This window comes from Kitasatospora sp. NPDC088783, from assembly GCF_044750705.1.
Taxonomy (GTDB): Bacteria; Actinomycetota; Actinomycetes; order Streptomycetales; family Streptomycetaceae; genus Kitasatospora; species Kitasatospora fiedleri.
The window spans coordinates 639,050-653,445 of the sequence record NZ_JBIVKJ010000003.1 but is presented as its reverse complement, the minus strand read 5'-3'; the positions used below and the strand labels follow the sequence as shown (position 1 = coordinate 653,445).

Annotated in this window: 12 protein-coding genes; 9 read left to right on the top strand and 3 right to left on the bottom strand. The window is 74.2% G+C overall.

Translation table 11 applies throughout. The features are described from left to right. Positions 1-123 precede the first annotated feature (123 nt). The 7 genes from ACIP60_RS11450 (at position 124) to ACIP60_RS11420 (ending at position 7,437) form a co-directional block, all read left to right on the top strand. Positions 124-708, top strand: coding sequence for a Uma2 family endonuclease (locus ACIP60_RS11450; protein WP_111554723.1), 585 nt, complete (start codon positions 124-126; stop codon positions 706-708). 151 nt (positions 709-859) lie between these two features. Beyond that, entirely contained in the window at positions 860-1,873 is a 1,014-nt protein-coding gene (locus ACIP60_RS11445) for a polyprenyl synthetase family protein (protein WP_111554722.1), read from the top strand. Positions 1,874-1,918: 45 nt separating this feature from the next. Next, a complete protein-coding gene (locus ACIP60_RS11440; RefSeq protein ID WP_400682387.1) occupies positions 1,919-2,581 on the top strand; it encodes a LuxR C-terminal-related transcriptional regulator in 663 nt (220 codons plus the stop codon). Positions 2,582-2,877: 296 nt separating this feature from the next. Then, entirely contained in the window at positions 2,878-4,674 is a 1,797-nt protein-coding gene (locus ACIP60_RS11435) for a 2-oxoacid:acceptor oxidoreductase subunit alpha (protein WP_400682385.1), read from the top strand. After that, positions 4,671-5,708 (top strand): 2-oxoacid:ferredoxin oxidoreductase subunit beta, encoded by a 1,038-nt coding sequence (locus ACIP60_RS11430; protein ID WP_400682383.1) that lies wholly within the window; start codon positions 4,671-4,673, stop codon positions 5,706-5,708. Before ACIP60_RS11435 ends, ACIP60_RS11430 begins: the two co-directional genes overlap by 4 nt. 146 nt (positions 5,709-5,854) lie before the next feature. Beyond that, entirely contained in the window at positions 5,855-6,781 is a 927-nt protein-coding gene (gene rarD / locus ACIP60_RS11425) for an EamA family transporter RarD (protein ID WP_400682381.1), read from the top strand. A 326-nt stretch (positions 6,782-7,107) separates the two neighbouring features. Then, complete coding sequence (locus tag ACIP60_RS11420; protein WP_400682380.1) at positions 7,108-7,437, top strand: hypothetical protein; 330 nt, start codon at positions 7,108-7,110, stop codon at positions 7,435-7,437. 54 nt (positions 7,438-7,491) lie between these two features. Here the strand turns inward: ACIP60_RS11420 and ACIP60_RS11415 are convergent, their stop codons facing one another. After that, entirely contained in the window at positions 7,492-8,745 is a 1,254-nt protein-coding gene (locus ACIP60_RS11415; protein WP_400682378.1) for an outer membrane lipoprotein carrier protein LolA, read from the bottom strand. A gap of 185 nt (positions 8,746-8,930) precedes the next feature. Between ACIP60_RS11415 and ACIP60_RS11410 the strand changes: the two genes are divergently transcribed. Next, positions 8,931-11,519, top strand: a complete 2,589-nt coding sequence (locus ACIP60_RS11410; RefSeq protein ID WP_400682376.1) for a bifunctional FO biosynthesis protein CofGH — start codon at positions 8,931-8,933, stop codon at positions 11,517-11,519. Positions 11,520-11,721: 202 nt separating this feature from the next. Beyond that, entirely contained in the window at positions 11,722-12,825 is a 1,104-nt protein-coding gene (locus ACIP60_RS11405) for an ADP-ribosylglycohydrolase family protein (protein WP_400682375.1), read from the top strand. Positions 12,826-12,940: 115 nt separating this feature from the next. Here the strand turns inward: ACIP60_RS11405 and ACIP60_RS11400 are convergent, their stop codons facing one another. Both ACIP60_RS11400 and ACIP60_RS11395 read right to left on the bottom strand, forming a co-directional pair. Further along, on the bottom strand, positions 12,941-13,147 hold the full coding sequence (locus ACIP60_RS11400) for a DUF397 domain-containing protein (protein ID WP_400682374.1): 207 nt from the start codon (positions 13,145-13,147) through the stop codon (positions 12,941-12,943). Further along, complete coding sequence (locus ACIP60_RS11395) at positions 13,144-14,001, bottom strand: helix-turn-helix transcriptional regulator (RefSeq protein ID WP_100838530.1); 858 nt, start codon at positions 13,999-14,001, stop codon at positions 13,144-13,146. The genes ACIP60_RS11400 and ACIP60_RS11395 overlap by 4 nt, the downstream gene beginning before the upstream one ends. Between the last annotated feature and the right edge of the window lie 395 nt (positions 14,002-14,396).

Here is a 14,396-nt window from a genome sequence, read left to right as displayed (position 1 = left end):
CCCGGCCCCCACCGGGGCGGGGGCCGGACGGCCGTTCGGGGGGTGAACGGCACGCCGGTGAAGCGTTTCGCCACTCGTCGCCACCCATAGGCTCGGCTCCTACACTGGGTGCAGGAGGTGGCCATGACTGCCGAACCGATCGACTGGACGTCCCCGCCCTCGGGAGGCTGGACCTACGACCAGGTCAAGGACCTCGATCTGCCCTTCGAGTTCGAGTTGGTGGATGGGGCGATCGTGGTTCGCGGCATGACCAATCTGTGGCACGACACCGTGCGCGACGAGCTGTACTTCGCACTCCGCAGCGCCCGGCGGGACCCGCACCAGGCTGCCGCCGAGCGTTGCGTGCTGGTCGACCCCTACAACGTGCCCAAGCCCGACGTGATCGTCTTCGACCGCACGGGGCTCGACTTCTTCACCACGGAGTGCGTCCCGGCCACCGCCGTGGCCCTCGCCGTCGAGGTGGTCTCGCACGGCTCGCGCAGCGACGACCGGTTCCGCAAGCCCGGCATGTACGCCGAGGCGGGCGTGCCGTTCTTCTGGCGGGTCGAGCGCGGCGAGGACGGCCTCCCCGTGGTCTACGAGTTCCACCTGGACGCGGAGACCGGCGTGTACGCCCCGGCACCCGGCACGGCCGTCCACCACGGCACGCTGCGCACCCTCCTGCCGTACCCCGTCGAAGTGGATCTGACCCGGATCGTCCCCCGCTGACCAGCGCCCTCCCCGCCGCCTCCCGCCACCGGTGGAGTCGGGCCCATGCCCGTGCAGTGATCCACTCCGGACCGGATACGCTGCTTCGTATGTGCATCGGCGGCGCTGAGGGACCGGCCCGCTGGATCGACCAGGGACAGGAGTGGTCAGCGTGACCGTCGTGGGGCCCTTCGGGCTGAGCGTGCAGGACCGCGATCTGACCCGGGACGTCCAGGCCGGGATGGAGGCCGTGGAGGCCGCCCTGGCCGAGGCCGTCAAGAGCGACGTGCCCTTCATCACGGTGACCGCCAGCCACCTCATCGAGGCCGGCGGCAAGCGCTTCCGCCCGCTGCTGGTGATGCTGGCCGCCCAGTTCGGCGACCCGGCGGCGCCCGGCGTGGTGCCCTCCGCGGTGGTCGTCGAACTGACCCACCTCGCCACGCTGTACCACGACGACGTGATGGACGAGGCGCCGGTGCGCCGCGGCGCCCCCAGCGCCAACAGCCGCTGGGACAACTCGGTGGCCATCCTCACCGGCGACTTCCTGTTCTCCCGCGCCTCCCAGGTGCTCTCCGACCTCGGCACCGAGGCCGTCCGCATCCAGTCCGACGCCTTCGAACGGCTGGTCACCGGCCAGATCCTGGAGACCGCCGGGCCGCGCCCCGAGGACGACCCGCTGCGCCACTACCTGGACGTGCTGTCGGGCAAGACCGGCTCGCTGATCGCCGTGGCCTGCCGCTTCGGCGCCCTGATGGCCGGCGCCGAGCGCTGGATCGTCGACCTGCTCACCCAGTACGGCGAGCGGATCGGCACCGCCTTCCAACTCGCCGACGACGTCCTCGACATCGCCAGCGACGGCCACGAGTCCGGCAAGACCCCCGGCACCGACCTGCGCGAGGGCGTCCCCACCCTGCCCGTGCTGCTGCTGCGCCAGATGCCCGTCGACCCGGACGACCCCGAGGACGTCCGGCTGCGCGAACTGCTCGACACCGACCTGGCCGCCGACGACGCCGCGCACGCCGAGGCGCTGCGCCTGCTGCGCCGCCACCCGGCGCTGGAGCGGGCCCGCCGCGAGACGCTGCGCTACGCCGAGGACGCCCGGGCGCTGCTCGACACGCTCCCCGACTGCTCGGCCAAGGCCGCCCTCCAGGAGCTGTGCGACACCGTCGCGATCCGCACCATGTAGCGGCCGCGGCCCGGCGCCCGCCCGGTTCTCGATAGGGTCGGTGCCATGTTGCGCGTGGTGATCGCCGAGGACTCCGTACTGCTCCGCGAGGGGCTGACCCGACTGCTGACGGACCGCGGGATGGAGGTCGTGGCGGGGGTCGGCGACGGCGACGCCCTGGTGCGGGCGGTCGACGCGCTGCACGCCGAGGGCGCCCTGCCCGACGTCGTGGTGGCGGACGTCCGGATGCCGCCGACGCACACCGACGAGGGCGTCCGGGCCTGCGTGGAGCTGCGCGGACGGCACCCCGCCCTGGGCGTGCTGGTGCTCTCCCAGCACGTCGAGGAGCAGTACGCGAGCGAGCTGCTGGCCGGCTCCACCCGGGGCGTGGGCTACCTGCTCAAGGACCGGGTCGCCGAGGTCCGCGAGTTCGTTGACGCGGTCGCCCGGGTCGCCGCGGGCGGCACCGCGCTGGACCCGGAGGTGGTGCAGCAGCTGCTCAGCCGCAGCCGCCAGGTCGACACCCTGGCGGCCCTGACCCCCCGCGAGCGCGAGGTGCTGGGCCTGATGGCCGAGGGCCGCACCAACGCGGCGATCGCCCGGCAGCTCGTGGTCTCCGACGGCGCGGTCGAGAAGCACGTGTCGAACATCTTCCAGAAACTGGGTTTGGGCCAGAGCCAGCAGGACCACCGGCGGGTTCTCGCCGTCCTCGCCTACCTGGAGTCCTGACCTCCCGCTGACCCGCCCGAACGGTCTGCGCGAGTTCCCCTCCAGCCGCGCCCCGCCCGCTTAGGATGCCCAGTGGTGCACCAGGCGGACGGGGCACACGGCTCACGCCCGCTGCTGGCTCCCCGACGAGGAGGTCCGCGGCAGTGACCAGTCAGGTCGATCAGTCGGAAGCAGTGGACGGTCCGGACGGCGGCGGCCCCGGCGGGGCGGCGCGGGCGGCGTCCGGGCGGACGGCGAAGCCGATCAGGCGGTTGGATCGGGTGGTCATCCGGTTCGCGGGTGACTCGGGCGACGGGATGCAGCTGACCGGGGACCGGTTCACCTCGGAGACGGCGGCGTTCGGGAACGACCTGTCGACGCTGCCGAACTTCCCGGCCGAGATCCGGGCGCCCGCCGGGACGCTGCCGGGGGTCTCCAGCTTCCAGCTGCACTTCGCGGACCACGACATCCTGACGCCGGGGGACGCGCCGGACGTGCTGGTGGCGATGAACCCGGCGGCGCTGAAGGCGAACGTGCCGGATCTGTCGCCCGGGGCGGAGATCATCGTCGACACCGACGAGTTCACCAAGCGGGCGCTGGCCAAGGTCGGCTACCCGGCGGACCCGCTGGGCGACGGCTCGCTGGCGGCGTTCCGGCTGCACCCGGTGCCGCTGACCACGCTGACCCTGGAGGCGCTCAAGGACAGCGGCCTGGCCCGCAAGGACGCCGAGCGGGCGAAGAACATGTTCGCGCTGGGCCTGCTGTCCTGGATGTACCACCGGCCCACGCACGGCACGGAGCTGTTCCTGCGGCAGAAGTTCGCGAAGAAGCCGGAGATCGCCGAGGCCAACGTGGCGGCGTTCCGGGCGGGGTGGAACTTCGGCGAGACCACCGAGGACTTCGCGGTCTCCTACGAGGTGCCGCCGGCCGAGCTGGCCCCGGGCACCTACCGCAACATCTCCGGGAACCTGGCGCTGTCCTACGGCCTGGTCGCGGCGGGGGAGTGCTCCGGGCTGCCGGTCTTCCTCGGCTCGTACCCGATCACCCCGGCCTCGGACATCCTCCACGAGCTGTCGAAGCACAAGGACTTCGGGGTGCGCACCTTCCAGGCCGAGGACGAGATCGCCGGGATCGGCGCCGCGCTGGGCGCGGCGTTCGGCGGCGCGCTGGGGGTGACCACCACCTCCGGGCCCGGGGTGGCGCTCAAGAGCGAGACGATCGGGCTGGCGGTGTCGCTGGAGCTGCCGCTGCTGGTGGTCGACATCCAGCGCGGCGGGCCGTCCACCGGCCTGCCGACCAAGACCGAGCAGGCCGACCTGCTGCAGGCGATGTTCGGCCGCAACGGCGAGGCGCCGGTGCCGATCGTGGCGCCCGCCACCCCCGCCGAGTGCTTCGGCGCGGCCCTGGACGCGGCCCGGATCGCGCTCACCTACCGCACCCCGGTGTTCCTGCTCTCGGACGGCTACCTGGCCAACGGCTCCGAGCCGTGGAAGCTCCCCGCCGTCGACGAACTCCCGGACCTGCGGGTCGAGTTCGCCACCGCGCCGAACGGCCCGGACGGCACCTTCCGCCCCTACCAGCGCGACCCGCACACGCTGGCCCGCCCCTGGGCGGTGCCCGGCACGCCCGGCCTGGAGCACCGGATCGGCGGCATCGAGAAGCAGGACGGCACCGGCGACATCTCCTACGACCCGGCCAACCACGACTTCATGGTCCGCACCCGGCAGGCCAAGGTCGACAACATCGCGGTCCCCGACGTCGAGGTCGACGACCCGGAGGGCCGGGCCCGGGTCCTGGTGCTCGGCTGGGGCTCCACCTACGGCCCGATCACCGCCGCGGTGCGCCGGGTGCGGGCCGACGGCGGCCACGTCGCCCAGGCCCACCTGCGCCACCTCAACCCCTTCCCGGCCAACCTCGGCGCGGTGCTGCGCGGCTACGAGCGGGTGATCGTCCCCGAGATGAACCTCGGCCAGCTCGCCCTGCTGCTGCGGGCCCGCTACCTCGTCGACGCCCAGTCCTACAACCAGGTCCGCGGCCTGCCGTTCAAGGCCGCCCAACTCGCCGACGTGCTGCACGCCGCCCTCGGCAGCCTCGACGCGCAGGAGAACCGATGACCGACTTCCCCGCCCTGCGCCTGGTCCCCAAGGCGGACGGGGCGCAGACCGCGAAGGACTTCAAGACCGACCAGGAGGTGCGCTGGTGCCCCGGCTGCGGCGACTACGCGATCCTCGCCGCCGTGCAGTCCTTCATGCCCGAGCTGGGCATCCGGCGCGAGAACACCGTCTTCGTCTCCGGCATCGGCTGCTCCTCGCGCTTCCCGTACTACATGAACACCTACGGGATGCACTCCATCCACGGCCGCGCCCCGGCGATCGCCACCGGCCTGGCCGCCTCCCGCCCCGACCTGTCGGTGTGGGTGGTCACCGGCGACGGCGACGCGCTCTCCATCGGCGGCAACCACCTGATCCACGCGCTGCGCCGCAACGTCAACCTGAAGATCCTGCTGTTCAACAACCGGATCTACGGCCTGACCAAGGGCCAGTACTCGCCCACCAGCGAGGTCGGCAAGATCACCAAGTCGACGCCGATGGGCTCGCTCGACGCCCCCTTCAACCCGCTCTCGCTGGCCGTCGGCGCCGAGGCCACCTTCGTGGCCCGCACCATCGACTCCGACCGCCGGCACCTGCAGTCCGTGCTGCGGGCCGCCGCGCGGCACGAGGGCACCGCGCTGGTGGAGATCTACCAGAACTGCAACATCTTCAACGACGGCGCCTTCGAGCTCCTCAAGGAGCCGGGCACCCGCGACGAGGCGCTGATCCGCCTCGAGCACGGGCAGCCGGTCCTGGTCGGCGCCGAGCGCCACGTGGTGCGCGACCCGGACGGCGAACTGCGCATCGCCCCGCGCGGCGAGGGCACCGCGATCGTCCACGACGCCCACGCGGCCGGTCCGGCCACCGCCTTCGCCCTCACCCGCCTCGCCGACGCCGACACCCTGCACCACACCCCGATCGGCGTCCTGCGCGACGTCGCCCGCCCGGTCTACGACACCCTGATGACCGAACAGCTCGCCCGCGCCGAGGCCCAGCGCGGCCGGGGCGACCTCGCCGCCCTGCTCGCGGGCCCGCACACCTGGACGGTGGGCGGGTAGCGGACCTCCCCGCCGGGGCCCGGGGAGCACCGTTCCCCCGGGCCCCGGCGCTGTCAGCACCGTCCTCACCATTCGGGGATGACACCAGCGTTCGCGGGCCGCTACCTTTCGGGTGACACGGACGGCGCGCGGGTGAGGGGCAGGCCATGGCGGAGGGTTCGCGGGAGGCCAGGGTCGGGTTGTGGAACGGCTTCGCGGCGTACGGGATGTGGGGGCTGTTCCCGCTGTTCTGGCCGCTGCTGGAGCCCGCCGGGGCGGCCGACATCCTGGCCAACCGGATGGCCTGGTCGCTGGTCGCGGTCGCGGCGATGCTGCTGGTGCGGCGGCGCTGGGCGTGGGTCCGGCCGCTGCTGCGCCAGCCCCGGCGGCTGGGCATGCTGGCGCTCGCGGCGGCCACCGTCTCGGTGAACTGGGGCGTCTACATCTGGGGCGTGAACTCCGGGCACGTGGTGGAGACCAGCCTGGGGTACTTCATCAACCCGCTGGTGACGATCGCGTTCGGCGTGCTGGTGCTGCGCGAGCGGCTGCGCCCGGCGCAGTGGACGGCGGTGGGCGTCGGCACCGTCGCGGTGCTGGTGCTGACGGTGGCGTACGGCCGGCCGCCGTGGATCGCGCTGACGCTGGCGTTCTCGTTCGCCACCTACGGGCTGCTGAAGAAGAAGGTCGGCCTGGGCGGGGCGGAGAGCCTCGCGGTGGAGAGCGCGGTGATGTTCCCGTTCGCGGTGGCGTTCCTGGTGTACCTGGAGGTGCGCGGCCAGGGCACCCTGGGCCACCACGGCTGGGGCCACACCGCGCTGCTGGTGGCGAGCGGGGTGATCACGGCGGTCCCGCTGATGTGCTTCGGCGCGGCGGCGCTGCGGGTCCCGCTGACCACGCTGGGGCTGCTCCAGTACCTGGCGCCGGTCTCGCAGTTCCTGATCGGCGTGACGGTGTTCCACGAGACGATGGAGCCGGCCCGCTGGGCCGGGTTCGCGCTGGTCTGGGTGGCGCTGGTGGTGCTCAGCTGGGACGCGCTGCGGCGACTGCACGTCGAACGGCGGCGCACCCCGGTGCCGGCCACCGCCGCGGGCTGACGGACGCCGCGGGCCGGCGGCCGGGGCCGCCGGACGCCCGGGCGGCGGCGAGGCCGCGGGCGGGCAGCAGGCCGAAGCGGGCGAGCGGGTCGACCGGTCGGCGGGCGCGTGGAGAGCGGCGGACGGGTGCGCGGGCGCCGCGCGAGCGGGCCGGGGCGGTCCGCCGTCCCCTCCTCCGGCCCGGGGCCGCGTCGAGGGCCGGGCCGGGCCCGGGGCCGGTGAAGAACGTCTCCGCGGGATCTCCTCAACCGGATGCCCGGACTGCTAACGTCCGTGCTGCGCGACCCGGCCGCCAGCTGTCCCGGCGCGCGGGAGGAACTCCTGTGGTGCACCTCGCCCGTCCCGTGCTCCGCCACGTCCCCGCCGTCCGGCGGGAGGCCGGCGGGTCGCAGAGCGGCGAGCTGCGCATCGTCCGGCACCGCGGCCTGCCCGCCGAGATCCGCTGGCACCCCGGCACGGGCGACCCGGTCGACCTGCTGCCGCCCTACCGCCTCGACCGGGTCGAGCTCCGCCACTCCCACCTGGCCCGCCTGCACGGCCTCACCGCCGGGGTGCGCCTGGTCAGCGCCGGGTGGTCCCCGCTCTTCCTGGTCCCGCCGGCCGACCTCCCGGCCCTGGCCCTGGCCGCCGCCTCCACCCGGCGCACCGGCTTCTGACGGCCGGACGGACGGGGCCGGACAGCCGGCGGCCGTCCGACCCGTGCCCGCGGGTCAGGAGTGCTTCGCCGCCTGCTGGAGTGTCTCCGGGGTGACGGCGCCCAGGTAGACCCGGCCGTCGGTGGTGATCAGGGCGTTGACGATGCGGGTCGAGACCAGGGTGCCGCCGTCGACGGGACGGCCGGTGAACTTGGCCAGGCCCTTCGCGGCCTCGGCGCCCGCGGTGCCGTGCAGCACGGCGGTCCAGCCCTCGCCGATCACCCCGCCCGCCGCGCCTCGGCCCGCGGCGTCCTGGCCGGGGGCCGGTTCGGCGGGCCGGGCGGGCAGCGCGGAGGCGAGCGGGTCGTGCGGTAGGGCGGAGGCCGGTGCCTCGACCACCTTCGCGCCCTTGGGGGCGGTGAACTCGAAGGTCCCGGCGGCCGGTTCGGCGTAGGAGAGGGTGCCGAACCGGATGTCGAACGCGGTCGCGCCGTCGGTCGTGCGGACCTGGACGGCCAGCGGCACGCCCTTCTCGGCGTCGATCGAGACCCGGATCTCGTCGATCGTCGAACCGGCCTGCTTCGGCCGGACGCTCAGCCGGTACGCGTCGTGCCCGGCGATCCGCTCGGTGCCGCTGACGGTGACGGAGGTGGTCGCGGCGGAGTGCGCCAGGAGCTGCGCGGCGACGTCCTGCGGGGTGAACGAGCCGATGCCGGCCCTGCCCGCGGCGTGCTCCCCGGCCCCGGCCCCGACAGCGCCGCCGACGCCGGTGAAGTGCAGGGCCTGCCGGGAGTCGCGGTCGTAGGCCCAGACCTGGTCGCCGTCGTGGACCAGCTCGTAGCCGGACTTCTCGCCGGAGAGGGTGAGCCGCTGCCGCGCGGGCCCGTCCGCGGCGACGGTCAGGGTGTGCGAGCCGCCGAGCAGTTCGACGGCCTTCAGCTGCGGGTCGGCGCCGCCGACGCCCGCGCCGGCGCTGCGGGCCAGGTTGCCGAGGGCGCCGGAGCCGGACGCGGCGTCGGTGAGGACGGTGGGCAGGCCGAGGTCGGCGCTGATCCGGACGGTGCCGGAGAAGGTGTCGGTGTCCGCGGCGAGCGCCTTCGCGACCAGGTCCTGGGCGCTGACCGAGGGCAGGTCGGGCGCCTCGTCGCTGGCGAGCGCGGGCACCAGGCCGATGCCGGTGGCGACGGCCGCGGCGACCGCCAGCGGCACGCCCACCCGGACGGCGGTGCGCCGCTTCGCGGGCCGGGCCGGGCGCTCGGCCCGCTCGGCCGGAGCGATCCGGAGCGGTGTGGTGTCCTGTCCTGCGTCTGCGGTGGAGTCGTGCTCCATGGCAGCCCCCTTCCGAGTGCCTGTGCGCTGTCACCGTCCATTAGAGCCCCCGGGGGCGTCCGGGGGCGTCGCCCGGCGGCAGCAGATCGCCGTACGCCTCCCGTCGTATCCGGGGCGTCGCGACCCTGAGACGCCGTCAGGGTTCTGTAGTCCCGGAGGGCTACCTCTCGCGTAGGGTCGGGCCCATGAGCCTTCAGCCCTCGTCCGCAGCCGCCACCGCCCCGACCGCGACCGCGATGCGGCGCGCGCTGCGCCGGGCCCGGGACGGGGTGGCGCTGGACGTCGCGGAGGCGGCGGTGCTGCTGCAGGCCCGCGGCGAGGACCTGGCGCAGCTGTGCGCGGTCGCCGCCCGGCTCCGGGACGCCGGGCTGGAGCAGGCCGGCCGCCCCGGCGTCATCACGTACTCGCGCAAGGTGTTCGTCCCGCTGACCAGGCTCTGCCGGGACCGCTGCCACTACTGCACCTTCGTCACCGTGCCGGGCAAGCTGCGCAAGGACGGCCACGGGCTGTACCTGTCCCCGGACGAGGTGCTGGACATCGCCCGCCGGGGCGCCGAACTCGGCTGCAAGGAAGCCCTGTTCACGCTCGGCGACCGCCCCGAGGAGCGCTGGCCGGAGGCCCGCGAGTGGCTGGACGCGCACGGCTACGACGACACCCTGGCGTACGTGCGGGCGATGGCGGTGCGGGTGCTGGAGGAGACCGGGCTGCTGCCGCACCTCAACCCCGGGGTGCTGTCCTGGACGGACTTCCAGCGGCTCAAGCCGGTCGCCCCGTCGATGGGCATGATGCTGGAGACCACCGCCGTCCGCCTCTGGTCGGAGCCCGGCGGCCCGCACCACGGCTCGCCCGACAAGGAACCGGCCGTCCGGCTGCGGGTGCTGGAGGACGCCGGGCGCAGCGCGGTGCCGTTCACCACCGGGGTGCTGATCGGCATCGGCGAGACGTACGAGGAGCGGGCCGACGCGCTGCTGGCGATCCGCAAGGTCTCCCGCGCCTACCAGGGCGTGCAGGAGGTGATCGTGCAGAACTTCCGGGCCAAGCCGGACACCGCGATGCGGGCCATGCCGGACGCCGAACTCTCCGAGCTGGCCGCGGCGGTGGCGGTGGCCCGGCTGGTGCTCGGCCCGGCCGCCCGGATCCAGGCCCCGCCGAACCTGGTGGACGCCGAGTACGCGCTGCTGATCGGCGCGGGCATCGACGACTGGGGCGGCGTCTCCCCGCTGACGCCCGACCACGTCAACCCGGAGCGCCCCTGGCCGCACGTCGAGGAGCTGGCCGAGCGCACCGCCGCCGCCGGGTTCGCGCTGCGCGAGCGGCTGACGATCCACCCCGAGTACCTCAAGCGCGGCGAGCCCTGGCTGGACCCGCGTCTGCTGCCGCACGTCCGGGCGCTGGCCGACCCGGCCACCGGCCTGGCCGTCGAGGGCGCCCGCCCGGTCGGGCTGCCCTGGCAGGAGCCGGACGAGCCGATGACCGGGGGCGGCCGCACCGACCTGTTCCGCACCGTCGACACCGAGGGCCGCACCGGCGACCGGCGCTCCGACTTCGACGACGTGTACGGCGACTGGGAGTCGCTGCGCGAACAGGCCGCGCTGCCCGCCCCCCGGCGGCTCGACGGGGACCTGCGGGCCGCGCTCTCCACGGCCGCCGACGACCCGGAGAAGCTGACCGACGACCAGGCGCTGGCGCTGTTCCACGCCGACGGCCCGGCGCTGGACGCGCTGACCCGGATCGCCGACGAGCTGCGCCGCGACACCGTCGGCGAGGACGTCACGTACTGCGTCACCCGGAACATCAACTTCACCAACGTCTGTTACACCGGCTGCCGGTTCTGCGCCTTCGCCCAGCGCCGCACCGACGCGGACGCCTACACCCTCTCGCTGGAGCAGGTCGCCGAACGGGCCGAGCAGGCCTGGGCGGTGGGCGCGACCGAGGTGTGCATGCAGGGCGGCATCCACCCGGACCTGCCGGGCACCGCCTACTTCGACATCGCGCGGGCGGTGAAGGAGCGGGTGCCGGGCATCCACGTGCACGCCTTCTCGCCGATGGAGGTGGTCAACGGGGCCACCCGCACCGGCCTGTCCGTCCGCGACTGGCTGGCCCGGGCGAAGGAGTCCGGCCTGGACTCGATCCCCGGCACGGCGGCGGAGATCCTGGACGACGAGGTCCGCTGGGTGCTCACCAAGGGCAAGCTGCCCGCCGCGACCTGGGTCGAGGTGGTCACCGCCGCGCACGAGCTGGGCCTGCGCTCGTCCTCGACCATGATGTACGGCCACGTCGACACCCCGAAGCACTGGCTGGGCCACCTGCGGCTGCTCGCCGCGATCCAGCAGCGCACCGGCGGCTTCACCGAGTTCGTCACGCTGCCGTTCGTGCACACCAACGCGCCGGTCTACCTGGCGGGCATCGCCCGGCCCGGCCCGACCGCCCGCGACAACCGGGCGGTGACCGCGATGGCCCGGCTGCTGCTGCACCCGCACCTCACCAACATCCAGACCAGCTGGGTCAAGTTGGGCGCGGAGGGCGCCGCCGAGATGCTCCGCAGCGGCGCCAACGACCTGGGCGGCACCCTGATGGAGGAGACCATCTCCCGGATGGCGGGCTCCTCCTGGGGCTCCTACAAGTCGGTGCGCGACCTGGAGGCGATCGCCGCCCTGGCCGGCCGCCCGTCCCGGCAGCGCACCACCCTGTACGGCGAGGTGCCGGCCGAGCGCCGGGCCGCCGCGCTGGCCTCCGACGGGCACCTGCCCCGGCTGCTGCCGCTGGCCGACTAGGGCCGGGCGGTCCGCGGGGCCGCGGTGGCGCGTCGGCCGGTGGCGGGCCGGGCTGGCGGTGGCGGGCCGGGCGGGCGTGGTCGGGCGGGCGGGCGAATCGATGTTCGGGGCGGGGGGCCTTTTCGCGCTGCTCTTCGAATAAGGTGCGTCTACCGCCCGTGCGCCCGCCCGTGGCCGCCGACCGAAAGGGTTCCGCCCCGTGATGCCTCTGTGGTCACGCGCCCAGCAGCAGGACTTCCGCAGCCGGGTCCGGGGCTGCCTGCTCGGCGGGGCGATCGGGGACGCGCTCGGCGGCGGCATCGAGTTCGAGCAGTTGGAGCAGATCCGCGCGGTCCACGGCGAGGCGGGCGTGACCGGCTACGTCCCCGCGTACGGGCGGCGCGGCGCGATCACCGACGACACCCAGATGACCCTGTTCACCGTCGACGGCCTGATCCGCTCCCACATCAACCGCGACGCCGGCTCCTGGCACCCGCCGTCCGACGTGCACCGCGCCTACCTGCGCTGGTACGCCACCCAACAGGACTGGGGCCCGGACGAGCGCCGCAAGGACCTGGGCTGGCTCGGCCGCGAGGAGTGGCTGTACGCCCGCCGCGCGCCCGGCCAGGCCTGCCTGTCCGGCCTGGCCGGCACCGAGAGCGGCCCGCTGCCCACCGTCGAGGAGCCGCGCAACCCGAACTCCAAGGGCTGCGGCACCGTGATGCGGGCCGCCCCGTTCGGGCTGCTCACCGCCTGGGACCCGGCGCTGGTCTTCCAACTCGCCGTCGAGTGCTCGGTGCTGACCCACGGCCACCCCACCGGCTACCTGTCCGCCGGGGCGTTCGCGGTGGTCGTCCACGCGGTGGCCCGCGGCGGCACCCTGGAGGAGGGCGTCCACCTGGCGCTGGCCCTGCTCTCCGAGCGCACCGGCCACGAGGAGACCACCGCCGCGCTGCGCGCCGCCCTGGACGCGGTGCGGGCCGGGGCGCCGTCCCCCGAGCGGGTCGAGGCGCTCGGCGAGGGCTGGGTCGCCGAGGAGGCGCTCGCCATCGGCCTGTACTGCGCGCTGGTCGCCGAGGACGTCCGCAGCGGCCTGCTGCTGGCCGTCAACCACTCCGGCGACAGCGACTCCACCGGCTCGATCTGCGGCAACCTGCTGGGCGCCCTGCACGGCGAGACCGCCCTCCCGCCGGACCTGCTGGCCGAGGTCGAGGGCCGCGGCACCGTCCTGGAACTCGCCGACGACCTGGTGCTGGAGCTGCTGCACGGCCCCGAACTGCACGGCACCGACGCCTGGTCGCTCCGCTACCCGGCCGCCGACGCCTGACCCGGGGCCGCCGACCGCCCGGGCCGCCGACCGCCCGGGGCCGGTCGCGAAGGCGCCCGGACGCGAAGGTGCCCGCCGCGCGGGAAGCGGCGGGCACCCCGTACCGGTCGGAGGATCAGACCTCGCCGAAGCGGCCCGCACCGGCCGCCGCGGCGAACGCCGCCCAGGACTCGCCGGAGAAGCGCAGCTGCGGGCCCTGCGGGTCCTTGGAGTCCCGGACCGCGACGGAAGCCGAACCCGGCAGGGCGATCTCCACGCAGGCACCGTTGCCCCCGCTGTAGCTGCTCTTGCGCCAGGTCAGGCTCTCGGTGGCCTTGCTCATTTCATGAACTCCTCTGCGATGGTGGCGATCATCGACCGGCTCTCCGCGACGCTCAGCGCCGCGGCCCTCAGGTGGTCGTACAGATTGGTATAGCGGCGGACGTCGGCGTCCTTCTCCAGGTAGAGATCGCTCGTCACTCCTTCGAAGTAGACGACCGTGGAATCCGCCGACTCGGGGAACTCCAGCAGGGAGAATGTCCCGGTCATGCCGGGGTGGGAGCCGTGGCTGAAGGGGATCACCTGGAGGTTGATGTTCGCCCGCTCGCCCAGTTCGACGAGCTGGTACAACTGCTCGGCCATGACCCGCTTCCCACCGACCTGGCGGCGCAGCACGGCCTCGTCTATCACGACCCACAGGCTGCCCAACTGGTCCTCGCCGTGGATGCGGTGCTGCCGCTTGAGCCGGACGTCCACCCGGCGGCGGATCGCGGTCGGGTCGGTGTCCGGCTGCGTCCCGGCCACCACCGCCTCGGCGTACTCGCGGGTCTGCAGCAGCCCCGGCACGAACGAGGACTCGTACGCCCGGATCGAGGACGCCTCCGCCTCCAGCCCGATGTACACGCTGTACGGGATGTCCCCGAACTCGTGCCACCAGCCGCGCTGGCGCGACTCCTTGGCCATCTCCATCAGCCCGGCGCGGACCCGCTCGTCCTCGACCTCGTAGACGTCGCACAGGTCGCGCACGTCGCGCTGGCTGATCGAGCGGCGGCCGTTCTCCAGTCGGCTGATCTTCGACTGGGAGACCATCAGGCGGCCGGCCACCTCTTCGGCGGTCATCCCCCTGAGCTCGCGCAGACGCCGCAGTTCGGCGCCGAGCCTACGGCGGCGAACCGTCGGATTCACGCTGGCGGACACATTGACCTCCGGCCCCACTTCTGGCAACAGTGCGGTAATTGGTACCAACCCCCTGACGCTGAGCAGCATGCCACTTCACCTACGGTCCATGCCCGGGAATCGCAGTACCGCAGTAGAACAGATCATCTGAAAATAGCTCAATATGGAACCGGGCCCTTGCGCTCGGCGCGTCCACCCGCTAAAGGGAAACCCGTGCGCCGCACGGCTCCTGACGCGGCGTCGGAGCGCGGCGCGGGCGGCGGTGCGGCGGAACGACAGAGGGCGGGGGGGGGCCGGGGGGCCCCCCCCCCCCCCCCCCCCCCCCCCCCCCCCCCCCCAAACCCCGCCGGCCCCCCCCCCCCCCGCCCCCCCGGGGGCCCCCCCCCCCCCGGGGGGGGCGGCCCCCCCCCCACATG

Bases quoted from the DNA above. Each gene is read 5' to 3' on its own strand.
- ACIP60_RS11450 (WP_111554723.1), top strand. From the start codon at position 124: ATGACTGCCGAACCGATCGACTGGACGTCCCCGCCCTCGGGAGGCTGG.
- ACIP60_RS11440 (WP_400682387.1), top strand. From the start codon at position 1,919: ATGTTGCGCGTGGTGATCGCCGAGGACTCCGTACTGCTCCGCGAGGGG.
- ACIP60_RS11435 (WP_400682385.1), top strand. From the start codon at position 2,878: ATGCAGCTGACCGGGGACCGGTTCACCTCGGAGACGGCGGCGTTCGGG.
- ACIP60_RS11430 (WP_400682383.1), top strand. From the start codon at position 4,671: ATGACCGACTTCCCCGCCCTGCGCCTGGTCCCCAAGGCGGACGGGGCG.
- rarD (WP_400682381.1), top strand. From the start codon at position 5,855: ATGGCGGAGGGTTCGCGGGAGGCCAGGGTCGGGTTGTGGAACGGCTTC.
- ACIP60_RS11415 (WP_400682378.1), bottom strand. From the start codon at position 8,745: ATGGAGCACGACTCCACCGCAGACGCAGGACAGGACACCACACCGCTC.
- ACIP60_RS11410 (WP_400682376.1), top strand. From the start codon at position 8,931: ATGAGCCTTCAGCCCTCGTCCGCAGCCGCCACCGCCCCGACCGCGACC.
- ACIP60_RS11405 (WP_400682375.1), top strand. From the start codon at position 11,722: ATGCCTCTGTGGTCACGCGCCCAGCAGCAGGACTTCCGCAGCCGGGTC.
- ACIP60_RS11400 (WP_400682374.1), bottom strand. From the start codon at position 13,147: ATGAGCAAGGCCACCGAGAGCCTGACCTGGCGCAAGAGCAGCTACAGC.